18 protein-coding genes are annotated in these 23,605 nt (G+C 36.3%); 1 reads left to right on the top strand and 17 read right to left on the bottom strand.

Features of this window, described 5'->3' with window-relative positions; all coding sequences use genetic code 11:
* Positions 1-32: 32 nt before the first annotated feature.
* The 11 genes from cbiD to Ami3637_RS15795 all read right to left on the bottom strand — a co-directional run bounded on the left by cbiD (position 33) and on the right by Ami3637_RS15795 (position 13,188).
* Positions 33-1,175, bottom strand: a complete 1,143-nt coding sequence (cbiD, locus tag Ami3637_RS15845) for a cobalt-precorrin-5B (C(1))-methyltransferase CbiD (RefSeq protein ID WP_162363411.1) — start codon at positions 1,173-1,175, stop codon at positions 33-35.
* Positions 1,148-2,518 (bottom strand): cobyrinate a,c-diamide synthase, encoded by a 1,371-nt coding sequence (locus Ami3637_RS15840; RefSeq protein ID WP_162363410.1) that lies wholly within the window; start codon positions 2,516-2,518, stop codon positions 1,148-1,150. The genes cbiD and Ami3637_RS15840 overlap by 28 nt, the downstream gene beginning before the upstream one ends.
* A 1-nt stretch (position 2,519) precedes the next feature.
* Positions 2,520-3,770 carry a precorrin-6y C5,15-methyltransferase (decarboxylating) subunit CbiE gene (cbiE, locus tag Ami3637_RS15835; protein WP_162363409.1) on the bottom strand — a complete coding sequence of 417 codons (1,251 nt, stop codon included), beginning with the start codon at positions 3,768-3,770 and terminating at the stop codon, positions 2,520-2,522.
* Entirely contained in the window at positions 3,770-4,855 is a 1,086-nt protein-coding gene (locus Ami3637_RS15830; RefSeq protein ID WP_162363408.1) for a cobalt-precorrin 5A hydrolase, read from the bottom strand. The genes cbiE and Ami3637_RS15830 overlap by 1 nt, the downstream gene beginning before the upstream one ends.
* A gap of 12 nt (positions 4,856-4,867) precedes the next feature.
* Complete coding sequence (locus tag Ami3637_RS15825) at positions 4,868-5,260, bottom strand: dCTP deaminase/dUTPase family protein (RefSeq protein ID WP_330586945.1); 393 nt, start codon at positions 5,258-5,260, stop codon at positions 4,868-4,870.
* 135 nt (positions 5,261-5,395) lie between these two features.
* Positions 5,396-6,646 (bottom strand): M16 family metallopeptidase, encoded by a 1,251-nt coding sequence (locus Ami3637_RS15820; protein WP_162363407.1) that lies wholly within the window; start codon positions 6,644-6,646, stop codon positions 5,396-5,398.
* Between the two features lie 62 nt (positions 6,647-6,708).
* Positions 6,709-7,485 (bottom strand): polysaccharide deacetylase family protein, encoded by a 777-nt coding sequence (locus Ami3637_RS15815; protein ID WP_162363406.1) that lies wholly within the window; start codon positions 7,483-7,485, stop codon positions 6,709-6,711.
* 63 nt (positions 7,486-7,548) lie between these two features.
* Positions 7,549-9,876 carry an S-layer homology domain-containing protein gene (locus Ami3637_RS15810; RefSeq protein WP_162363405.1) on the bottom strand — a complete coding sequence of 776 codons (2,328 nt, stop codon included), beginning with the start codon at positions 9,874-9,876 and terminating at the stop codon, positions 7,549-7,551.
* A gap of 97 nt (positions 9,877-9,973) precedes the next feature.
* Complete coding sequence (locus Ami3637_RS15805; protein WP_162363404.1) at positions 9,974-11,188, bottom strand: alginate O-acetyltransferase AlgX-related protein; 1,215 nt, start codon at positions 11,186-11,188, stop codon at positions 9,974-9,976.
* A gap of 12 nt (positions 11,189-11,200) precedes the next feature.
* Complete coding sequence (locus Ami3637_RS15800; protein WP_330586708.1) at positions 11,201-12,400, bottom strand: MBOAT family O-acyltransferase; 1,200 nt, start codon at positions 12,398-12,400, stop codon at positions 11,201-11,203.
* A 236-nt stretch (positions 12,401-12,636) separates the two neighbouring features.
* Positions 12,637-13,188, bottom strand: a complete 552-nt coding sequence (locus Ami3637_RS15795; protein WP_162363402.1) for a DUF6648 family protein — start codon at positions 13,186-13,188, stop codon at positions 12,637-12,639.
* 134 nt (positions 13,189-13,322) lie between these two features.
* Here Ami3637_RS15795 and Ami3637_RS15790 point away from each other — a divergent pair, with 134 nt between their 5' ends.
* Positions 13,323-14,120, top strand: coding sequence for a hypothetical protein (locus Ami3637_RS15790; protein WP_162363401.1), 798 nt, complete (start codon positions 13,323-13,325; stop codon positions 14,118-14,120).
* Between the two features lie 126 nt (positions 14,121-14,246).
* On the opposite strand, the gene Ami3637_RS15785 is transcribed toward Ami3637_RS15790, so the two are convergent.
* The 6 genes from Ami3637_RS15785 to Ami3637_RS15760 form a co-directional block, all read right to left on the bottom strand.
* Positions 14,247-15,449 (bottom strand): ATP-binding protein, encoded by a 1,203-nt coding sequence (locus Ami3637_RS15785; protein WP_162363400.1) that lies wholly within the window; start codon positions 15,447-15,449, stop codon positions 14,247-14,249.
* Between the two features lie 125 nt (positions 15,450-15,574).
* A complete protein-coding gene (locus tag Ami3637_RS15780; protein ID WP_162363399.1) occupies positions 15,575-17,173 on the bottom strand; it encodes a recombinase family protein in 1,599 nt (532 codons plus the stop codon).
* Positions 17,174-17,211: 38 nt separating this feature from the next.
* Positions 17,212-17,379: a hypothetical protein gene (locus Ami3637_RS15775; protein ID WP_162363398.1), complete on the bottom strand. Its 168-nt coding sequence runs from the start codon at positions 17,377-17,379 to the stop codon at positions 17,212-17,214.
* A gap of 163 nt (positions 17,380-17,542) precedes the next feature.
* Positions 17,543-19,726, bottom strand: coding sequence for a ubiquitin-like protein (locus tag Ami3637_RS15770; RefSeq protein ID WP_162363397.1), 2,184 nt, complete (start codon positions 19,724-19,726; stop codon positions 17,543-17,545).
* Positions 19,727-19,976: 250 nt separating this feature from the next.
* On the bottom strand, positions 19,977-21,314 hold the full coding sequence (locus Ami3637_RS15765; RefSeq protein ID WP_162363396.1) for a nitrogenase component 1: 1,338 nt from the start codon (positions 21,312-21,314) through the stop codon (positions 19,977-19,979).
* Positions 21,280-23,586 (bottom strand): nitrogenase component 1, encoded by a 2,307-nt coding sequence (locus Ami3637_RS15760; protein WP_243158048.1) that lies wholly within the window; start codon positions 23,584-23,586, stop codon positions 21,280-21,282. Before Ami3637_RS15760 ends, Ami3637_RS15765 begins: the two co-directional genes overlap by 35 nt.
* Positions 23,587-23,605: the final 19 nt, after the last annotated feature.

The raw sequence follows: 23,605 nt of genomic DNA, 5'->3' as shown, positions 1-23,605 counted from the left end.
TTTCTACATTTATTAATTTAATATAAGCTCCTTCAAATTTTAAGCAGAATATTGTCAACCTCCGAAGTTTTGCCCAGATATCCATGTTTATTTGAAAACATGATTGCCCCAATTTCCATACTTTCATGGGTCCTGCTCTTTAAGTGAAATTCTATTTTATTCATCAGGGATAAAATAACCTGATTCTTTAATTCATCACTATAAGATTCCAACACTTCATAAGCATTATCAGTAGTAACAGAATTCAAAATTTTATCTATCAGTTCAGGATTTCCAGCAAATCTGGCAATATGAGCTGATATAATTTCCATTCGGGCATCTGCGTATTTAGAATGGGTATTCATGATACCTCCTGCCACCTTTACAAGTTTGCCCATATGTCCCACAAACAGCACACCTTTAAATCCAAGCTCCTCAGCATAATCCAGACTTTCACCAATAAAATTGCTGCACTTTACAGAATAAAAATCTCTATCAGTAAAATATTCTTTTAAAAAGGTTTCCCCATAGTTACCCGGGGTAATGACTAAATACTCTGCTCCCAGAGCTTTTCTCACGTCTATTTCCACCTTTATGGTATCAATTAATGCCTGTTCACTCATGGGTTCTACTATGCCGCTGGTTCCCAGCACCGATAAACCACCTTCAATGCCAAGTCTGGGATTATATGTCCGCTTGGCAAGTACTTCACCCTCTGGAATGGAAATAGTCACTTTTGCACCACCTTCATAACCATATTGTGAAAAAACCTGCGACACCATTTGTTTAATCATTTTTCTCGGAACAGGATTGATAGCAGCCTGACCCACCGGACAGGCAAGCCCTGGCAAGGTTACTCTGCCAACTCCTGTGCCCCCGTCTATGATGATTTCACCAGAATCGCTTTCAAACAGTTCCACCTCGGCATAAACCAATATGCCATTGGTTATATCCGGATCATCTCCACTGTCTTTTTTTATGGCGCAGGAGACTTTTTGAGAGCATATCTTGCAATCCAGTATATCTAAAACAAGGGGAATTCCCTTAGGGGTATCCACCGATATTTCCTGTATCTGTTGGCCTAAAGAAAGCATTGCAGCTGCCTTTGCTGCAGCAGCTGCGCAAGTGCCTGTTGTATAGCCTCTTCGCATCTGCCCTTCTTTAGGATTTAAACTTTTATTTTTTTCTTCCTGCATATATCTACAAACCTTTCTGCAGATTTTATATTAGAATAAAAATGCACATGAGGATAGCCTGCATATAAATTTTCATTTCCAATAACACACTTCCAGCTGGTTTTTCTCTTAGGTTTCTGGGCATGGAAACAGTCCCCTGAGTTAGTACTGTCCCAGTAATGAAATTCATGTCCCTTTATATGCATTCCTTCAGAACAAAGAAGATTTGGTTTTTCAGCTTCCAAATCTATATATCCAAACCGGACCAGTTTATCAGCATAATAACTTTCTCCCTCAACAGCCCCGGCCATTTTATAAGAATGACCAAGCTTGTCCCTTACGGTTTCATGCAGATACATAAATCCACCGCATTCAGCCATACATGGCATACCCTCTTCTAAAGCATTTTTTACACTTTCTCTCATAGAACTATTTGCTTCTAATTCTTTGAGATATAGTTCAGGATACCCGCCGCCAAAATATACTCCATATATGTTTTCTGGCAGTTCCTTATCTTCCAAAGGACTAAAATAGCAAATCTCTGCCCCAAGTTCACAGAGCAAGTCCAGATTATCCTGATAATAAAAACAGAAAGCTTTGTCTCTGGCTACTCCAATACGTACTTTTTCACCACAAACAATTTCAGGTTTAGTATATCCAATAGCAGGAGCAGTTTGTGCCAGTTCTATTAATTGTTCTAAATCAATTGATTCTGCTGCCTGTTTTGCCAAAGTATCAAGAATTTCGTGGAGATTTCCTACTTCCTGAGCAGTAACAAGTCCTAAATGTCTGCTTTCTAATGAGCATGCCTTCAAAATAGGCATGTATCCCAAAACCTTAATATCTAAGGTTTCTTCAATAAGAGGTTTGATTTCCTGATAAATGACAGGTGAAATTCTATTTAGAATCACCCCTATTATATTACTGTCACTTTCCAGTTCTTTAAACCCTTTTATTTCAGCCAGAATAGAGACCGCCTTTGCCTTACAGTCTATGATTAAAACTGAAGGAGTCTTTGTACTTCTGGCCAGATCATAGGAGCTTGCTTCATATGATTTTCCGGTCATACCATCATAATATCCCATGACCCCTTCTATAATTGCCAAATCAGCATTTTTTGAATTTTTGGCAAGAAGATAATTAATAGTGGGCATATCATTAAAAAATAAGTCCAGATTTCTTGATTCCAGTCCCAGAGCTTCCTTATGAAACATCGGATCAATATAATCAGGTCCGCACTTAAAAGATACGATATTCAATCCCTTATTGATAAGCGCCTGAAGTATAGAGCAGACTACAGTAGTCTTGCCGCTTCCGCTGCTTGGCGCCCCGATTAATATTCTAGGTATATTTTTTGTCTCCATTTTAAACCGCCTCTGTTATTCCCTGAACAGCTATAATATATACTGGGTTTTGTCCCATCATCAGATTGTAGTGCCCTAAAGCTTTTGCTTTGGATACATTAATCTGGGTAATATCTATATCTTTAAACCCATATTTTTTTATACAGGCTACAGCTTCTACCAGGGATTCAAGGGCTACTACATTTATAACCACTCTTACCTCAGGATTTTTCGTAACAAGTGATTTTATTATTTCATCTAAATTTCCTTTGGAGCCACCAATAAATGCCCTGTCAGCTGCAGGAAGGTTTTCCGTGGCTTCAGGGGCTAACCCTTTGATTATATGTAAATTTTTCACTCCAAAGTTGCTTTTGTTTTCATTTATTAAATTGATGCCCTCGGGATTAGTCTCAATGGCATAAATATCCCCATAAGGACATGCCAGTGCCATTTCTACAGATACAGATCCAGTCCCTGCACCGATGTCATATACAACATGGTTTTTACTCAAATTCAGCTTTGATACAGTAATAGTACGAACTTCTTCTTTGGTCATAGGTACATTACCCCGGATAAATTCTTCATCTCTTATGCCCAGCGTATTTTTTTCACGATATAAGGCATTGTCATTGAGAACAATCATCACACTTAATGGCTCAAAATCCTTTTCATATAATTCTAAAGCCGTGGCCTTGGTAATCCTTTCATCTTCATAAGAAAGCCGTTCCCCAACAAAAACCAATACATTCCCCAGTCCGGATTCAACCAGTCTGCCACAAATTTTCCTTACAGTGTGGTCCGTACCATCTGTTAAAAAGAATGTTTTTGTGTGATTTAAAACGGCTGATATATCTTTATCATCACGGCCATGCAGACTGATAATCTCCGCATCCTCCCATGCAATGCCGATGGCAGATGAAAAGTAACAGATTGAACTGATACCCGGTATATACTCAAAGTGAATCTGCTCATTTCCCCATATGGAACCGTATTGATCTTCAACCAAGGTCCGGAGCTTTTTCGCACCACTGAAAAAACCTAAATCTCCAGACATTAAAACGGAAATGTTTTTAATCTCTTTATGCACTTCAATCCAGTTCAATATGTCATCTGGTGCGATAGCAAATGCAGTCTCCTGATTGTCCAGCTTAAAGCTGTCCACCATTCTCTTTGCACCGATTAATGCATCACTCTCTGAAATGCACTTCCCGCCCTTTACCGTAATAGTATTTGGGTTACCCATACCTATTCCAATTATATAAATCTTTCTCATTAGTAATTCTCCACAAAACTTAAAGTTATGTCTTTCCTGGCTATGGCAACAGTTACACCGTTTAATGATTGTTTCCTGAGTAATAAGGTGCTGTCTGGAGCAGAAGCCACCGCAGCTCTTTCACATACATTTTCCACTCCCGTTATGCTTCTTACAAAAGAAGATGGAGTAAACTCTCCCTGTACGTTCATCAATTCTTCCCCTGAAAAAGTTATAAATGGTATGTGGAACTTCTCAGCCAGCTTTATCAATGATTTCTCCGATTTTTTCAAATCAATAGATGCTAAGTTTTGAATCGATTCCAATCGAACATGGGTTTCAGCAAGGGCTTTTTCAAACAATTCCAGAACTGCTTTATAAGAAATATCTTTTTTACAACCCATTCCCACAGAAATATTTTGGGGAACAAGCTGGAGTAAAAATTTATCTCTGCCTTTCAGGGATTCCAAAACTTTTTCAGTAATCACAATACAGGTTTCACCTTCATGAATCTTTTCTTTTAATGTAACAGCATCAATCCGTTGGATTCCCTGTGGTGTATTTCCTTCTATATGGCCATCATAATAGAGATAAACCATTTTACCTTTGAGTATATCTGCTGAAACCTGTTTGGCAGCCTTTAAATTTACCAGATGAAGATTTTGGCTTTTAGCCCATACATCAACTGCAAACTGCTTATTTATATCTGTAGCAGTAGTGATGACCGGTATGGCATCCATGGCTTCTGCTATAACAGAAGCCAGTTTGTTGGCTCCTCCCAGATGTCCTGATAAAAGAGATATGACATACTGGCCAGTTTCATCTATTGCTATAATTGCAGGGTCCTGATCTTTACTTTTTAAATTAGGGGCAATAGCTCTGACCGCTATTCCGGTGGCACCTATAAATATAATAGCATCATTATTTTCAAAAGCCTCTTTTGTCCATTTACCAAGAGACTTTTCCATAGGAATCAGCCCCATATCAGAAGCCCAGTCTTTCATACCATAAGCAAGACACATCTCACCCATGAGAGAAAGCTTCTCAGCTATTAATTTACAGGTCCTTCCTCCATTTAACGTGAAGGAAATCAACGCAATTCTCATAAAATCCTCCTGTTAGTTGGTACTTCCAAATCCACCTGTTCTATGTACTGTTGATTCGTCATCAACAGTTATCCCAAAGGGTACAAATATCCCCTGGGCGAACCCCTTTCCATCTTCCACTACCAGTATTTTATTTTCCTTGGAATCATTTGTAACTTTAATCATAATATGCCCTTCGTTTTCTGCCTCAAAGTAATCAGCATCAATGATACCTACCGTGTTGTCAAGCTGCAGTCTGTATTTAAATCCAAGTCCGGAACGTGGAAAGCACATAAGCACCCAGCCTTCCGAAATTTCAGCCCGAATTCCAGTAGGAATTTTTACTGATTCACCTGCAGCCAGCTTAATCTCTACAGGAGCAAAAAAATCATAACCGGCAGAACCAGTGGTTGCCCGTTCAGGCAGACTGATATTTTCATAAATCTCCTGCTTAAACTGACCTTTCCCAAAGGTATCTTCCCAGTCTTTTTAAATTGTTCTAAGCTTATTTTGTGGAACTTAGCCATCTTTTGCATTAATGTTACCTCTTATCCTTTTGTATCAGGATTTTACCATTTTCTTTAAATCGCACTTTTTATTTGTAACAATGACTGCTGAATAATTGTCTATATTATCAATCAAGGCGGATGCTTTCTCTATATCTTTCATGGTAACCGCATCAATTTCTCCTATAACTTCTTCTACTGTATAAACTCTGTTCAATAAAATCGTGTTTTTACCAATAGAGAACATTCTGCCGTTTACATTTTCCTGTCCAAAGATATAATTTGCCTTGAGTTGTTCTTTTGCCACATGTAATTCGTCTTCTGTAATACCATCTTTCTTTAACAGCTCAAGTTCCTCTTTTATACCGTTTATGGCATCATAAATCTTATCATGGCTCACTCCGGCATAGATATTGTAATATCCAGCATTTACAAAAGAACTTGCATGGGAATAAACAGAGTAAGCAAGGCCTTTTTGTTCTCTGATATTCTGGAAAAGTCTGGAACTCATACTTCCACCCATTATATTATTTAAAAGTGACAATGCATAATAATTCTCATCTTCCAGGCACAGTCCTCTTGTTCCAAGACAAATATGAGACTGCTCTATTTCTTTAACCTTTACCTTAAATCGAGGTTCATAAGCTTCATTATAAAATTTCTTAACTTCTTTTTCCTCTTTGAGATGTCTCAGCTTTCCCTCAAAGATTTTACACATTTGATCCATATCAACGTTTCCAGCTATGGAAATAACGATACTGTCCCTGGTATATTCATCTTCAATATACTTTTTTAATGTTGCCTGGGAAATACTTTTTAAAGAAGACTGTGTTCCAATGATTGATTTTTCATAAGGACATCCTTTAAAAATCAGGTCACTGATTTCTTCATGTGCATAATCGTCAGGAGTATCTTCGATCATTTTCATTTCTTCGTAAATAACCTGTTTTTCTTTAGACATTTCTGTTTTATCGAATTTAGAATTTAAAAACATATCTAAAAGAATTTCTGCTGCCTGTTCCGCATTAGAATTTAAAGTTTTCATATAGTAGCATGTAGCTTCTCTGCCTGTAAATGCATTTATCTGTCCGCCTATACGGTCCACATCTTCAGCAATTTTCTTTGCACTTCTTTCTTCGGTTCCTTTAAACATCATGTGTTCAATAAAATGAGAAATACCGGAAATATTTTTTGTTTCGTCAACAGCCCCGGCTTTTACCCATATACCAAGTGCAACTGATTGAACATAAGGTATTTGTTCCATAACAATGCGTATACCACAGTCTAATTTTCTTGTTTCAATCATACCCTCACCGCTTTTCTTTTTATAATTAATTTCACTAATAGTCATACCTATTTATTATACATTTATACAGGCATTCTGTAAAGTGGGACAATTCTGTAACCTTGCGCATTTATTTGACTTATCAGTTCTGGTAATGCCTTTAAGGTTTCTGGTTTTGGATGCATCAAAATGATAGCTCCGTCAAGAGGTTTTGACATAATCCGCTGCACAATAACAGAAGCAGTGGAGCCTTCTCTCCAGTCAATGGTATCAGAACTCCAAAGAACTACCTTATACCCAAGTCTTTCTGCTATTTCAACCGTTCTGGCATCGTGATCCCCTGCAGCCGGAGCGAAATAGTTGGGTTTTATGCAAATAGCATCAATAATAGCTGTTTCTGTTTTCTCTATTTCTTCTTCAACTTTTTCAGAAGAAATGTCACTGCACAGAGCATGACTGTAACCATGACTTTGAATCTCATGGCCTGCTGCATACATCTGCCGTAATAAATCTTTATTTTTTTCTGCCCACCTTCCTGTTACAAAAAATGTTACTTTGATATTATTATCTTTAAATACTTTCAGCATATCGGGAATAATTTCTTCTCCCCAGTCCACATTACAGGCAAAAGTACAAAGCTTATTTCCTTCTACCCCGTTCCTGATAATCTTACTTTCGTAATCTTTTGTGTCTGCTGCTGTTTCTACTGCATTATTTTTTTCCTGACTTTCATAAATACTGTTCCAGGTCTGCGCTGTCTGATCCGCCAGAATCTTGTCTAAATGTGTAAAGCCCTGAAATGCAGCCGCACAAACAGCGAACAAAGCAATTCCCATGACTGTCCAGTTTTTATTTCTCATAAAAAAACACCCCCACTAAAACTATGCGTGGAGGTGTTTGTTTTATACTTTAATTTTAACTAGTTATTTTTTAGTAATGCCATCTCTGACATTCAGATATACGTAAATAACTTTTGCAGCCTGTGCTCTTGTAGCTAATCCCTGAGGCTGGAAATTGCCTTCCGGCTGGCCGTTTATGATTCCAGCACCAACAATAGTATTTACATAATTTGTTGCCCATGGACTGATTGCAGACTGATCCGTAAAGTTTATGCCCGTTGATTTCTGAGGCAATACCAGTTGCTGGCTTGTCGCAAACTTGCAAAGCATGATACACATCTGTTCCCTTGTTATATTTGCATTTGGCTCAAATGTGGTATCGGTCATACCGCTTACAATACCATTTTCAAATCCCCAGTTTACATAATTATAGTACCATTCACTCGCTGGCACATCTGTAAAGCCTGCAGGACTTGATTTACTTACATCAACATTGTCTAAAGTCTTAGCCAGCAGTGCAAGGAACTGCGCTCTTGTCAGCTGTGAATCAGGCAGATATAAGTTGCCTCCCATGCCATTTGCAATGCCTCTTGCAGCAAGAGAACCAATATAAGTCTTTGCCCAGTGGTTAGCAGTATCCTTAAAGTCAACACTCATGGAACCCACCTGAACTGGTATGGTAATTTTATAGTCATTATATGTAGCGTATATATTTCCTGTTTGAGCATTTTGGCTCCCTGCTTTAAACAGTCCGTTGCCATCAATGGTACCTATATTCTGATCACAGGTCCATGTAAATGTTTTATCAGTGGAGACTACATCAATAGGACCACTTTTAACAGAAAGATTGATGTCGGAACTTTGCCCCGCATTTAAAAACAACTTGGTAACCGATGGAGTGATTGATAGATTGCTTTTTACTACTTCCACCTGGGTAGTTCCCGATATATCTCCACAGGTTCCGGTTATGTTGACTTTTCCTTCTGTATCACCTGCAGTATATAATCCGTTACCCGTAATACTGCCGTTCCCATTTTCTACTGTATAGCCTACAGTGCCCGGAAGAGATACTGTTTCAAAAAGCTTATTGGAAGCGTAACTGTTTATCTGAACATTTGCGCCTGGCATGGCCAAAGTCAGAGAAGGATAAAGGTTTAAATTCTGAGCCGAACTTCCCCCATTATCTGCTTTATAAACAAATAGCAGAGCATTAGAAACTTTTCTTTCAGCTCCATCTGACGGAGTATTTTTTATACCTGCAGTATTTTCCTTACCTGGCAGTCTGGAATATAAAGCGGTGGACCCGCCTCCATCCATATTAAAAGCATAGGTGCAGCCTAAAGCCTTCATATGATTGGCAAGCTCTACAAGATTTAAGCCTTTTGAATTTGTTTTTCTTCCATCTACCGCGTAAAGAATAACGGTTCCATCACTCTTTATGCCCACTGCAGTTCTTGGATTTATGTTTGCTCCAGTGGTCACAACATTTCCATTTTCAACTAAGGAATAATAGATTCCCATAGCCTCTGTAGCATTGGCAAGCCCTGTATTTGCGTTATCACTTACACTGATTTCTACTGGACTTCCTACCACCATGGAATATAGTTGTGAAGCGGTTGCAGAGCCAGAAACGGTTGATAAAACGACTTCATTATCCCCAATTGGAGTATTATGTGTATCTACATTGACGGATTTCACCGTTCCCTTCACAGTTTTTCCGATTTGAAGCTGCATGTTGTCCTGACTTCCACAGTCTACAACAACTTCTATACAACTTCCTGCTGTTTTTGTACTTGATGAATAATGCCTGTTAAATAAATGCAGTCCCTTGGCCGCTCCATGGGGAACATTGTAATAATCAATCTTAGCGGAAAAAGGTGCCTGCACCTTTTGTGTTACTCCTGTTGAAGTATCATCATAAGCCAGTGTCCCTTTCAGCCCATAGCTTAAATTGACATATTGCAGAGAAGCTTTTCCCTGGCTGTCAAAAGCAACAACTCGGTCAGGAGCATAGCCTGAAGTAACAATGTTTCCATTATGTATAACAAGGCCCTTTGGTGTACCAGTTGAAGTATCAAAAAGGTCACCGTTTACAGCTGCAAGAACTTTATAGCCTTGTTGTTCCGCATATTGGGCCATGGTTCCAACGGTTGCCATGCTTCTCACTTCACCATTGAAAACCATAGGTTTAACATTTCCTGACGAAGTATCTGCCTGAACAAAGAAAGCATGTTCCAGCCCATGGGTACCATTTACACCAATTTGTTCATGATAGGTAACTCCATCAAAGATTTTCTTTTCCGAATCCAGATAAACATTACCAAAGCCATCGTAATATGTAAACCCTGAGAAACTTGCAATTATTACTGAAATGGCCAGAGATACAGCTAAAAATTTCGTACTTTTTTTCATTTTTTCCCCCTTTTTATTATCATTTATGCCATAAAACTTATTTTTTTCCATCTAAGCCCGACATTTTTATTTTAACACCCCTTGGCAAAACTTCAAGTTACGGTTCCATTACGAAGTTAAACATTTCCTCATTAAAGGTGTCTCCGTTATACAAAAGAATCACTACATCCGGTTTATTTTCTTTTGCATATTTTGCCACAGAATCTTTAAAAAGCCGTAAATCCAACGCTCTTACCTCATGGACTCCCAGAGAAAGGAAAGAATATACAGGAACTCCAAAAGAATCCTTTATCATCATAACCTTTCCATTATTTACTAGGTTATTGTTAAATATTAATTCTTCATTATCACCATGGTATACAGCATATCTATTAAGGTCAACCGGCGCCTTTTTTACTAAATATTTTTTGTCCAATATTGCCTTATAGAAAGAACCTTTGTATATTTTCTCTGCCCCGTAATCGTGTTCATATAAAGTATAACTGGTATTAAATTTTGGAGTAATCAAAGTAAAGTCATCTAAACCAGAATAAAACCTTCCTGTACGCCTGCCCATAGATCCCAGATAACATTTTTTCAGAGTTTCTACATTATAGTTCTTTAAATCCTTATATTTACTGTCAATAGTAAAACCATAATCTTTATTGAGTTCGTCCATTATATGGCCTGTAGCCTCAAAAGCTGTTTCAATTCTCCAGTGATGATCGGTGTCAAAAAATAATTGGTTCTGAGTCTTTTCTCCATCCCTGAGCAGCGGTCTTAAATCCAGATATTTAATACCTCTTTCATCTAAACCTTTTAAAAATAAGTTTACATTATAATCAGCATAATCTGTTTTATTGGCTGGCAGCTGCTGCTCATCATCAGACAGCTTAAATGGTGCCTGTACATATAGAAATGGTATGCCAGCTTCGTCCAATTTAGACTTTAATTCTTCAACAGCATCTAACGAACGCATAACTCTGAAATTTTTCTTAGGTACTTTGAATATAATCTGGTTGTATTTTGTTTTGTATATTTCTCCATATCCTGCATCTGTAATAATGTGTTTCCCCAGAAGTTTCTGTATAAGCCCATAAAACGTATTATACTGTTCTTCAAAACAGGTCTGATCATAAACAATATCATCAGCGATATCGATGGCCTCTGACAATCTTTCCAATATAGGGGTTCCTGGTAATACTTCTGTCCTGTATTCTGTCAGAAAATCATTTATCGGGTCATTGTCCTTATATGTAAGCAATCCTACAAACATTCCACATATTACCGCAAAGAAAAGAATGGCCGTAATATTTTCTTTTTTAATCCTCACAGCTGTCCCTCCTTAAAAGTTAAAGTATATAAATGGATTATAAGCACTCTTTAACATATAAGAAATACATGCCAGAAATAATACCATTAAAGTAATAACATAAAATGCCTGAGATAATTTCAGCTTTGCCAGCTTTGTCTTTGCCAGTTTCTTTGCAAAAGGTCTGGTAAACAGAATACCGAAAAACAAGTAGCCTAAATATTCTTTCGAACATACCATGGCATCTGCATCAACCAGTCCGGCTCCTCCTGGTATAAACATGGTCTTCAGGTAAATAAGAGCATCTGTTATATTCTCTGCTCTGAAAAGCACCCAGCCAAACATGACAAGAAGCATGGTGTATATGTGACGAAGCATAACATGAGATTGCATTTTGTCTAATCCAGTGACTTTTTCCAATGAAATTGATACGAAATACAGTAATCCCCAGCAAATAAAGGTCCAGTTTGCTCCATGCCACAACCCTGTTAAGGCCCATACTACAAAGAGATTGAAGAATAATCTTTTTTTGCCTCCTACCCGGTTTCCCCCTAAAGGAATATATACATAATCTCTGAACCATGAACCCAAAGAAATGTGCCATCTTCTCCAGAACTCGGTGGTTGATTTTGATATATAGGGATAATTAAAGTTTTCCTCTGTATGAAAGCCAAACATTTTTCCAAGTCCGATAGCCATATCAGAATATCCGGAAAAATCGTAATAAATCTGTAATGTATAGCATAAAGCCCCTAACCAGGCCATGGCCAGGGATAAATCATCCGTCCCAAGCAGTTTAAAAGCTTTATCTGCAACCAGCGCCAGGTTGTTAGCCAGTAGTACTTTTTTAGATAATCCTATAAGAAATCTGCAGACACCAGCTGATATATCGTCAAAACTGACTTTTCTGTTTTGAATCTGGTCTGCAAAGGATTCATATCGTGCTATAGGTCCTGCCAGAAGCTGAGGAAAAAAAGTTATGTAAAGCCCCGCATTGAGGGGGTTTTTCTGAGCTTCTGCCTTCTCCCGATATATATCAACTACATAAGAAATTGCTTTAAATGTAAAAAATGAAATACCGATTGGCAATACTATTTTAGGAATTTTGTAGTCCAGACCTGTAACATACTGGACATTTTCCATTGTAAACATCAGATATTTGAACACGAAAATAATGCTTAAATTATAAATAAGCATTAAAATAATTGTTATTTTCGATTTGAGTTTGTCCATTCGAAATTTAGAAACTGCAAGTCCAAATATCCAGTTCACCAAAATTGAGATGATGAGTACAAATACAAATTTCGGTTCACCCCAGGCATAAAACCCCAAGCTTATTACCAGTAAAAAAATATTCTGCACCCGAAGGCTGAAACTGAATATGGTATAATAGAGAAATAATACTATAGGCAGAAAACAGCTTATAAAAATAATTGATGAAAACAGCATATTTATATCTCCGTAATTTTCTAATATTTTTTGTTGACATAGTTGTCTATTTTGGATCGTTTTCGTACATCTTCAAATACACCTTCACGTTTTAGTTCATCCACTATACCAGTATTGATGGTGTGTAATATTACATCATCGTAATCCAGAAGTACTATTTCAATTAACCTATTATCAAGATAATCTGACTTTGATTTAATATAGTAAGCTTCTATTTCTTCATAATTCAGATATCTCAGAAGTTTTATAATAGATTCATCTTTTTTATTATAATTATATTTAATTTTATTTTCTATCTCCCGAACCAGATCAGGATGTTTTTCTATAAGTTTTTTATCCCTGGCCCTCAGGGTGTTATATTTTGCCACTGCATTGTAATACTGATAATTGTAAATCCCCTTTTCAAAAGAGTCTATTCGTTGAAAAGGCTTTAAATTCAGTCTTGTCATAAAGTAGTAATGTTCTTCTATAAACTCTTTTTTTGTTAAGTCCCCTTTCTGATATTTATAAATCAACGCCTTCCTATTATCAAAGAATTCGTCAAAAGTAGTCTTTCTGATACCTACTGCCATGATTTTCTCTCCTAATACATAATCTATTATTATATATGAAAGAAGCTGAAAATGCAAATTGCAGTAACACACTATTTCAAACTTTCATATACTAACTCATAAAGACTATCATGCCACATGAAGGAGGGAAATATATGAGTTGTTTCGGCAACAGAGTATCGCCGGACCTCTATCAGAATTGCTGCAACGCAAATACTCTCTGTGAGTTTAGCGGTAATATTGAAGATTTAGTAACTGAACCATTGTATGTTCAAAAAGTATACGATGCCGTATTATTTAATCTTCAGGGAATGAAAACAGTTCAGAATCAGCACTTCACACCAAATATTCCAAGAGGTCACAGAGTTAGAAGAGTTTTAGACATACGCTGTAAGAGGTTCTTTAACCCAGGTAACATAGACGATCCGAAAAATCTAAATCTAAACTTGAATACAACTATTTCCGGCGCTACCTTTTTACACAATGGTCAGGGCAACCCTATAGAAGTAGTAGGCCCTGACGGAACTTTCTCAGAAAAAATCTTATATGCAGATACAAGCGAATGCGATGAAAAATGTATGGGAACACCAATTTTCGGTACACAAAGTATTGAAGTAACTGGAAATGTCCAGATATTTATTGACTTACTGTTATGTGATAGAAACAATAACGAAGTAGTCTTTACCGTTTGTGCAGATGTAAACATAGCTACAAATTCCCAGCCATTAGTACTTACAAACTTCTTTGAAATCTGTATGCCTTCTACAATTGATACAGCATTTCTCCCAAGATTTACTGAATTTTGTAACACTGCATGCGAAACAAGACTTGCAACAAACAATTTTGGAAGAGACTTAACAATTGGTCAAAACGGAGAGATTTCTGCAAACCTGATTATAGCTATCTGTATAACTTGTGTAAAAACATTTATTTTAAGATTTACAACCTCTTAGAAATTCCAAAGGAGTTTTTTCATTTATGCTTCCAGATTTCCAATAATGACTTCATACCTCCTTTCTAAGTAATTTGCAGCATTAAAAAATCTCAGACCGTAATCTGAGATTTAATTTATTCTTTGGTTATTTATTCAAAAGCCATTCAATTAAATTTATTTGCCGTATTCCTTCATAATTTGCACCTGCACCTATTTCATCTAAAGTCAGCAGTATTTTAGGATAGTGATCGGGTATCCTTCGTAATGGTTCCAATTCTCGTGCCAATGTTTTCTCATCTAATACAGTGGCAGAAACTTGATAATATGTGATACCATCCATATTACTTGCAACAAAATCCACTTCTTTTTCTGCAAGCTTTCCAATGTTCACTTTGTACCCACGATGAAGCAATTCCAAATATACGATATTTTCAATCAAGTGACCTATATCCGAAGCAGCAGATGACAGCAACATATTACGAATCCCTGTATCCACCAAATAATATTTACTCAAAGTTTTTAAATACTGTCTTCCTTTGATGTCATATCGATCTGCTTTATAAAAAATATAGCTGTCGGTAAGTGCATGGACATAATGATCAACGGTATTGACCGATATTTTTCTTCCAGCCGAATTTATGGTATCGCTTATTTTTTTAATTGAAATAGGGCTGCCTATGCTGCTTGCTATAGTTTTTACTATGTTTTCTAACAGTACAATGTCAGTAATGCCCTCTCTCTTTGCCACATCTTTTATCAAAATCGTATTATAAATACCATCAATGTAGGATCGTACTGTCTCATCGTTTTGTTCCATACTTGCAACATATGGAAAAGAACCGTATCTAAGATATTGATTGAATTTCTCTTTTACTGTCAGAGTTGCTCTTGGTTCTGCTTCGCAGTATTCATAGAATGAAAGTGGAAGCATATCAATGGTAATATACCTGCCGGACAAAAGGGTTGCAAGTTCTCCCGACAGCATATACGCATTAGAGCCCGTAATATAGACATCAACATTTTCTTTTATAAATAGGCTGTCCACCGCTTTTTCAAACTGCTGACAGTTTTGTACTTCATCAATGAACACATAATTGTATTTATCTTTACAAAGTTTTTCTTTTATATATTGATAAAGGCTCTTATAGTTCAAAAGTTCCTCATAATCGATGTCTTCTAAATTGATTGATATAATTTGCTCATCAGATACACCTACAGATTTTAAATAATTAATATATAATGAAAAAAGAGTGGACTTACCGCATCGTCTGACCCCTGTAACTACTTTGATAATTTGTTTTTCTCTGTTAGTGATTAGTTGTTGCAAATATTCTTTTCTTTGAATCATTAATAACACCTCGCTTTTATCAAAGTATATCACTGAAAACTATGAACGTCAAAGTTTTTTCTCGTTACAGAAAAAACTTTATAATTCGACAATATTTTTTCTGTGATAAAAATATTAACAACCTCTCAGAAATTCCAAAGGATTTTAATGATTCTCTTTCCTGTTTTTTCGTCTTTACGCCCAATGTAGATCACATCTATCAGGTCTAAAATAATATTTCTGTTTAACTTGTTGATTTCTCTGTACCTTTCTATAATTTCAGAGAGATTTATTTTTTGAAACATATTAAAAGAGATACCTTCCAATTCCTTTTCTACCTGTTTCAATGCTTCTTCTGATGATTTTATTTCCATGAGTATCTGGGTATTAATCTGAGAAAACTGTTTTTCAGATATCAGCCCTCTGACTTTGTCCATATAAAGAGTAGCGATTGCGTGATTGCCTTCTGAAATCTGTTTATTAAGTCTTTCCTTATCTGACTGTAGCCTTGTGAGATTTTCGAACCTGCCGTCCGTTATAGTCAGCTGTGTTTCAATAGATTTTTCGTCAAAATATATCTCTGAAAACTTCTTAAGTTCAGATAATACATGTAGTTCCAGCAGATTCATTGAAATTCCTGTTGAGACACATGCGTTGGACTGAATCATTTTTTTGGAACACCTGAATATGGTGTTAAATTCTGTTTTGGATTTTATACCGTGAAGCTGCTTAGGATATGTAATAGCGTACATGAGTTCTGAACATTCCAGACACCTTAATTTGCCGTTAAACATGTTCACAATACCGTCTCTTCTTGGTTTGACTTTTGTTTTCCTTATATTCTGAACAGTATCCCATGTTTCACGGTCTATAATAGCTGGGTGAGTATTTTTAACAATAATCCAGTGATCTTTTGGCACACTGACTATTTTCTTACTTTTATAACTAACCTTTTTTAGCCGGCCCTGAACCATATGTCCCATATACATTTGGTTTTCCAGCATGCGGCCAATGGTGTCTCCCCTCCAGAGATAAGATTTAGAAGTGATCCGGGATTTTGCACCTATTTTCATGCCCATGTCTTTCTTATATTTAAGGGGGTTAGGTATATTCCGCTGATTTAACAGATTTGCAATCTTTTGCAGACCCCTCCCTTCTATGTACCATTTAAAAATGAGTTTAACGATTTCTGAAGCAACCGGGTCAATAATCAGCTCATTTTTATTTTCCGGGTTCTTTAAATACCCGTAAAGTGCCCAGGAAGCAATATATTCTCCTTTTTTTCGTTTTGTATCAAAGACGTTACTTATATTCCCAGACAAATCCTCAAGATACCAGGTATCAGTCAATCCGTGAAGCTGTGAGATTTTTTTAGAAGCGCTGTTCATATTGGCCGTGTCAATGTTGTCCTGTATGGCAACAAAACGAATATTTCCCTCAATAAATTTTCCATGTATGTATTTCTCGATCAATTCTATATCTCTTGCAAATCTTGACTGGTTTTTACAGACTATAACGTCGAACTTGTTTTGATATGCATCTGAAAGCATCCGGTTAAAATCTGGTCTGTTTCTGTCAGAGCCTTTAAAATCATCGTCACTGTAGATTTCCTGAAGAATCCACCCTTGCTTGTCTACATATTCTGATATGAGATTATTTTGATTCTTAATACTTTCGCTGTCGTCGTATATTTTATTTAAATCCTCTTTACTTAATCTGCTATACCCAACTGCTCGTACTGTCATCCTGACCTCCGAAAATTTAGATATGAATTTTTTATAACTTAATGGTTATGCGTTAGATCTTCAGACCTGATTATTTTTAGATTTACTTCATTTCTGGCAATGGTTTTTGCCATCGTGTCTACAAATATCTTTTTACGTTTTTCCTCTGAACTCTTAAAAATATTAACCGTTATAATTTCCGGCTGCTGCTCTTTTTCTTTCCGCACGATAAATTCCTCCTTGTCTATATATTGATACAATATATTAATTTAACAGCATGTTTATAACCAAACTCATATCTTAAACAATTTACTTTATATCACAAAACAAAAAAACAAAAACTTGCAACTATAATTGCAAGTTTTTGTTTTTTAAATAAAGCTATTAATCTCATTCATTAATCAGTTTTGCTTTTACAAGTAAATTTCGTACAGCTGTTAATGCTTCTGCTTCCGTTAATTTACTCTTTGGATCCAATATATTACTTCCTTTTCCATTAAATATTTCAGTATTCACTACCCTCTTTACAGATGGTTCTGCCCAAACTGCTACCTGGGAACTATCCCTGTAATAAGTCAATTTATTTGATTTGTTATCGGCTATCTTAGCAATATCCATTGCCCTTGCATACATTGCCATAGCCTCCTGTCTTGATATGGTATTGTTTCCCTTGAAGGTACCATCTGAATAACCATTAACAAGTCCCCATTCACTGGCTATCTGAATACTTAAAGATTTGTCGCTGTTTACCATTATATCTTTAAAATCACTCTTATTATCTTTATCTTCTCTGTATATTCCCAGTGCTCTTACAATATAATCTGCAAATTCCGCTCTTGTAACAGCCTTGTCAGCATTAAAATCTTTGTATTCAGTTAAAACTAATCGTGACGCCATATCATTTACAGCTTTTTCAGACCAATGCCCTTTTATAGATTCTACAGTTACTGGATTATAGATTACAGAGTAAACGGAGTTTGTTAAACTGTTTAATTTTGCATACCACTTACCATCTTTTTGGAATACTTCAGTTGGTATATGTGAATAAGTTCCGTCATCATTAAATACGATACCAGTGGTAATCTTTTTAGGATCTATGTTTGATGGTATTTCCAGCACTCTTTCAACAAAATTGGAAAATTTACTTACCGTTGTTTCCTTTAAACTGCCGTCTGTTCCCGTAGCTTTAGCAATTATTTCAAATTCAACTGGTGCCACAACTAATTCCTGTTGAAACTTGTTAGCAATCTCATTATATTTAGTTAAAACAGAATCAGGTACTTTATTTATTTTTATATTAATGTCTATGTCTTTTAGTGTAGTTGAATCTACTTTTAAAATATCAGCTACTTTATCAATTGTAATTTCTGAAGCCGGAATAGCATAATTAACTTTGTCTTTATTAACGGATAGAATGAAATCATCTTTTTCCATCTTCTTAACAATGTCACCTGTAAATCTTACCGTAGCATTATCTCCGTTATCCACATTTACCTCAACTAAATTCTGTTGGCCGTCTTTCTTTTCCTTCAATACATCTTCTATTTTTTTAGATAAAATAGAAGTATCCACATCAAAGTTAATTTCTGTTGCACCATTTACTATTTTTTGGGTTTCAATTCCTGCCTTTTCTTTTTGTCCATTTACTGCTACAGCTATTTTATCTTCTGCTTCTTTTGCTTTATGTGTTGAACTGCTTTTACCAGTGGATTCCGTATATGCTTCCACCACCACATTAGCTAATGCCCCTGCATTAAATCCTGCTTTTTCTCTATACCGAACATTATAAGTTCCTGCAGTCAATCCTGTTATTTCCGTTCCACTCACAGGAGTCCAAGTAGTTGACTCCGATGAAAGTTTGTATTCCATTAAAGTTGTAGTTCCTGTTATTTTTCCATCATTTAATGCTGATGTGGGTGCAACACCTGCCAGTCCTGTGGGTGCTTGTTGGTCTTGTTTCCCTGCCAATATACGATATTTGGCCCAATTTGCCCCATCCTCTGAAACTAGGGATATATAATAATTATTATAAACAGGTAATTCTACCATAGGAATACTTGTATTAGAATTATGATCGGTTAAACTATTCACACTGGCCCCTACCGTATCATCAAAATATTTAATGGTTGCGCCAGTAGGGAAATTCAACCTGGTCTCAACATCAGAGATGAGGCTTTCCCCGGGAACAATAGAATACGTACCACTTGATATGATTTTGTTTCCTTCATCCACAACCAGTCCATCATCTTTGGCAGTAATGACCGTACTGCTGTTTTTTGATACAACAAGATGTATCGTAGCCTCTTTCTGAATATTATAATCAGATAGGGTCCTGCCATCCTCCAATTGCTTCCCAGCAAAAATTAATCTCTGCTGCTCAGGTGGAATGCCTTCTTTATCTTGTATTTTAGCTTTTATAATCTTAATAGATTCACTTGCTTCAACATCTAACGTTATATTTTTTCCTGTTAATGTTCTGACAAATATTTGCATTGCATATGCGGTACTGAAGGTAGAAAATACTAGAATTAATGTTATGGTCCATACTATCATTTTTCTTAGAATTTTATTCATATGTAACTCCTATCAACAAAATAAATTTCCCATTACCCTACTATTTTAGTTCAATATTATATCTTATTATTTTACATTATTTTCTATTATCTCACAATGTTTTTGTATCACCATTGCACTGCCCACAGTATTTTTATTATCTTCATATTTTTCTCCTGTTATATTCAATTTTTTCTATAAAAAGCAGGATAAGGACATTATCTGCCCTTATCCCGTGTTAAATATATTTTTTTCATTTTTTCTTCTGCATTTAGAACATCATTCCGTTTATAACCTGTTCAATTAAAAGCAGCGCCCCTTTTATCCCTATATGGGTTTTAGGAATTACATCTACATAGCCCATGGTTGGTAAAGAGATTTCTATACCACTAAACCTCAGTTCCGTAAGTTTTAACTTTGCTATGGTATTTGCGCTGGCAAATACCAGTTCGCTGTTGGTCTCTAAAATATTGTTTTCCAGGGAAGCCTCCATACTGTGAAGCTTTAGAAACTCTCTCAGCTTTAACTGCATATTTCCGGGATCATACGAAGCATTTAAGATAGATATACTTTCTGCCACCATGCCAAAATACTCTACCAGAAAAGTTACATAGCTATAGCACTCCGACCAGTTTCCTTCTACTGCAAAAGGCACACCTTTTGGTAGACCTGTTAAAGAATTTAATCTGGATAAAAATATATATGCCCGTGCTCTGGCTTTTTCACTTTCCTCTAAAAACTGTTCCATTCCTTCATGGTCTGTCTCCAGAAATCTACAGATATCTTTTATAAAACCTTCAACCGCCTTAAATCCTACCGGCATTCCCTCACACAGGTAATAAGGTGTTCCGAATTCCTGCTTTAGATACGCCGCTATGTTTAGTCCATATTCGGGATTTATAACAATATTTAAATCTGCGTTACCTGCTTCTTTTAAACTTTCCAATGTTAAGTCACAAGATAAAACTGCATTTACCTGAATGCCGCACATATTTAATAAACGCTTCAGTTCCTGAATGTCCCCCTCAAAGTGTTTATGTATGATGGAGATTCCCAAAAGATTTACCACCTTTTTAAGGTGACTACCATGATTTTCTTTTTCTGCTTTTTTCTTTATCCATCCTCTTTCCAATAGTTGAGTGAATAACTGTATTAATGAATATTCAAAACCTTCACATACCGTTTTGGAATATCCTGGCGTCTGGATAAACACGCAGGGAATATTTTCACAAAATTCTTCTGCTATTCCCTTCAGATCATCACCAATTAAAGATGCTCCCGGTGAATTTACTATACATATTATATCAAACTCCATATTCTTTTTAAAAAAAGTTAAGGCTTCTATGATTTTATTTTTGCTTCCATACACATAATCCCTTTTATCAAGATATGTGCAAGGTACTCTGGGTTGTCCGAAGTACCATTTCTCAGGATAGTTCAAAGGATCCAGTTCTAGCTGCTTTGTATTTTGATTATCTGAAGTAGCAGAATGATAGAACTTGCACCCAGTAGGTCCATTGATTAAAACGATAGCTTTAGGAATCCCCTCCAGTCCAAAAACAATACCGGAGAAGCTATCTGGTGTAATATTTTTTAAATAATCGTTCATCTTTTTTCCATTCTCCCTGTAAATTTAATTTTATTAAAGATGCCCATCTTTCTACCATACTGCATCCTGAAAAGAAACCTGCATCCGGGCACATAGGTATGGTATCGGTTATGCAGTTTTTATATGCTTTACCTGACTCATAATTAGACAGTAAAATATCCGGATTATATTTTTCTATATCACTTTCCCTCTTTTCATTATCATAATTTTCTTCAATGAGAAAACTATGATTCAATTGAGTTCTGAAACCTTCGTCCTGTGAAAAGTTGAGTATACATACTTTTACAATTTCTATCCCCGCATCAATAGCTGCCGTCAGAATCCAGTCAAGACTATGATTGTATGTAATAATCATAAGTCTCTTGCCTTTTAACGTAGCTTTAATTTTTTCAATTCTTTCCTTATAGACGGCAGTATTTTCTTCGACAATTTTTCGGGCTACATCACTTTCTCCCATTACTGAACTTATTTCCTTAAGCCACTGTGCAGTTTCAGAAAATCCCACAGGAAATTGCTTATCGAAAAATTTACAGCCATATTTTTCTTTAAAGAATTTTTCCAGAATCATACCTGTATAGTCTTTATATGCCAGTAAATTCAATTCAGCCTTACAAAAATTCTTCAGTTTATCAAAGGTTGTGTTGCAAAGGAACCTGCAGTTTACTGTTATATTCATCTGCTTTAAATATTCTTCAATTATTTGAAAATTACTTTCTGTATTTTTAGCAACAACCTTCTCAAATACGATGTTTACTATTTTTTTCTCAGGTTTAACGCTTTTATCTATGATCTGAGTTGCCAGTTCTGTATAGCATAAGAGCATCCCCTGTAAATAATCCCCTGACAAATTCCCGTCAGATTTTACCGTAAGTATTGGAATATCTTTGTCTGCTAAATCTTTTACCCGGTCAATGTCATCTCCTATGATACCAGCAGGACAAGAGCTTATCACGATGATAGCCTTAGGTTGCTGTTTGTTTATATCCTTTATTTTCTTAGTAAGTTTTTCCATGCCCCCAAAAATCATATCTGTTTCGTTCATATCTGTACATTGAAAATTAGGTGATATAGAAACAGGCATCAGCGCTCCCCGTTCAAAGAGTCTGCGCCTGCCAGAGGAACTGATACTTTGATAGGATAAATAGGCACAGTTCTTAGGCGCATGTGCCAGTATTACAGCATCCCGGATATGGATACTCATAGTCATAGCGCCATTAAATGCACACCCGTGCAAAGGTTCATTTCGAATAACATTCTTTGATAAATATCTGTTTAATGACGTAACTTCATCTTTGACTGAATGATTTTCGCTGTTTACGGTTATACCCTGATGATTTTCGCTGTTTACGGTTATACCCTGATGATTTTCGCTTTCTTTTGTTTCTGAATCACATTTGCTAAACGGTTTCTTATAGTCAGCCTTTACGGTCTGGTAAATAACGGCTTCCAATTCATCGTCTGAAAGAGGATTTGCCTCATACATTGGAACACCATCAATTATATTTCTGCTTAAAGACTTAAAGATGTCATAAATCTTTTGTTCTTCATCTTGAATATCTGCTCCTTTATTTAGCTTCATTTTGCGAGAAATAAGTTCTACAACCGTAATATTTTTTCTTTCTGCCTGGGCAAAAACATTGCTTCTTGGAATTTTAGCACATACAGGCAGTCCCACTGCTGCTGCAAAAGCATAAACTTTTCTGTCTTCATCTTCAATATTACGGGAATTATATAACAGGCCGGCTACTCTGTACTTGCCATTTTCATAATTCTTTATCCCTCTGAGAATATTATTGGCTGCATACATTGCCATATATTCTCCAGAGGTCACTAAAAAAATAGTATCCGCATATTCTCTTCGTATAGGAACAGCAAACCCCCCACACACAACGTCACCCAAAACATCGTACAAAGTTATCTCATATTCTTCCTTAACCCTGAACTGCTCCAGAAGTTCAAAAGATGTAATAATTCCTCTTCCTGCGCACCCAACTCCAGGCTCAGGCCCTCCTGCTTCTACACACCCAACAGAACCATATCCCTCAAACAATATGTCTTCTTTTTTATAATCTAACGCTCCTGTTGTTTTGATATAGTCTAAAATCGTTGTTATCTTTCTCCCGTTTAACAGAAGTCTGGTTGAATCATGCTTTGGATCACAGCCGATTTGTAATACCCGCTTTCCTGAGTCAGCAAGTGCCGCTGATATATTTGCGCTAAGCGTAGATTTTCCAATACCACCCTTCCCATAAATAGCTATTTCATTTTTCATTAGTACCTCCATACCTTGC

It is taken from the genome of Aminipila terrae (genome assembly GCF_010120715.1).
GTDB classification, from domain to species: Bacteria; Bacillota; Clostridia; order Peptostreptococcales; family Anaerovoracaceae; genus Aminipila; species Aminipila terrae.
The sequence above is the reverse complement of the archived record's forward strand: the minus strand, read 5'-3'. Positions and strand labels throughout refer to the sequence as shown.

Excerpts from the sequence above, each read along its gene's own strand:
- cbiD (WP_162363411.1), bottom strand. The coding sequence starts at position 1,175 with ATGCAGGAAGAAAAAAATAAAAGTTTAAATCCTAAAGAAGGGCAGATG.
- Ami3637_RS15840 (WP_162363410.1), bottom strand. The coding sequence starts at position 2,518 with ATGGAGACAAAAAATATACCTAGAATATTAATCGGGGCGCCAAGCAGC.
- cbiE (WP_162363409.1), bottom strand. The coding sequence starts at position 3,770 with ATGAGAAAGATTTATATAATTGGAATAGGTATGGGTAACCCAAATACT.
- Ami3637_RS15830 (WP_162363408.1), bottom strand. The coding sequence starts at position 4,855 with ATGAGAATTGCGTTGATTTCCTTCACGTTAAATGGAGGAAGGACCTGT.
- Ami3637_RS15820 (WP_162363407.1), bottom strand. The coding sequence starts at position 6,646 with ATGATTGAAACAAGAAAATTAGACTGTGGTATACGCATTGTTATGGAA.
- Ami3637_RS15815 (WP_162363406.1), bottom strand. The coding sequence starts at position 7,485 with ATGAGAAATAAAAACTGGACAGTCATGGGAATTGCTTTGTTCGCTGTT.
- Ami3637_RS15810 (WP_162363405.1), bottom strand. The coding sequence starts at position 9,876 with ATGAAAAAAAGTACGAAATTTTTAGCTGTATCTCTGGCCATTTCAGTA.
- Ami3637_RS15800 (WP_330586708.1), bottom strand. The coding sequence starts at position 12,400 with ATGGACAAACTCAAATCGAAAATAACAATTATTTTAATGCTTATTTAT.
- Ami3637_RS15795 (WP_162363402.1), bottom strand. The coding sequence starts at position 13,188 with ATGGCAGTAGGTATCAGAAAGACTACTTTTGACGAATTCTTTGATAAT.
- Ami3637_RS15790 (WP_162363401.1), top strand. The coding sequence starts at position 13,323 with ATGAGTTGTTTCGGCAACAGAGTATCGCCGGACCTCTATCAGAATTGC.
- Ami3637_RS15785 (WP_162363400.1), bottom strand. The coding sequence starts at position 15,449 with ATGATTCAAAGAAAAGAATATTTGCAACAACTAATCACTAACAGAGAA.
- Ami3637_RS15780 (WP_162363399.1), bottom strand. The coding sequence starts at position 17,173 with ATGACAGTACGAGCAGTTGGGTATAGCAGATTAAGTAAAGAGGATTTA.
- Ami3637_RS15770 (WP_162363397.1), bottom strand. The coding sequence starts at position 19,726 with ATGAATAAAATTCTAAGAAAAATGATAGTATGGACCATAACATTAATT.
- Ami3637_RS15765 (WP_162363396.1), bottom strand. The coding sequence starts at position 21,314 with ATGAACGATTATTTAAAAAATATTACACCAGATAGCTTCTCCGGTATT.
- Ami3637_RS15760 (WP_243158048.1), bottom strand. The coding sequence starts at position 23,586 with ATGAAAAATGAAATAGCTATTTATGGGAAGGGTGGTATTGGAAAATCT.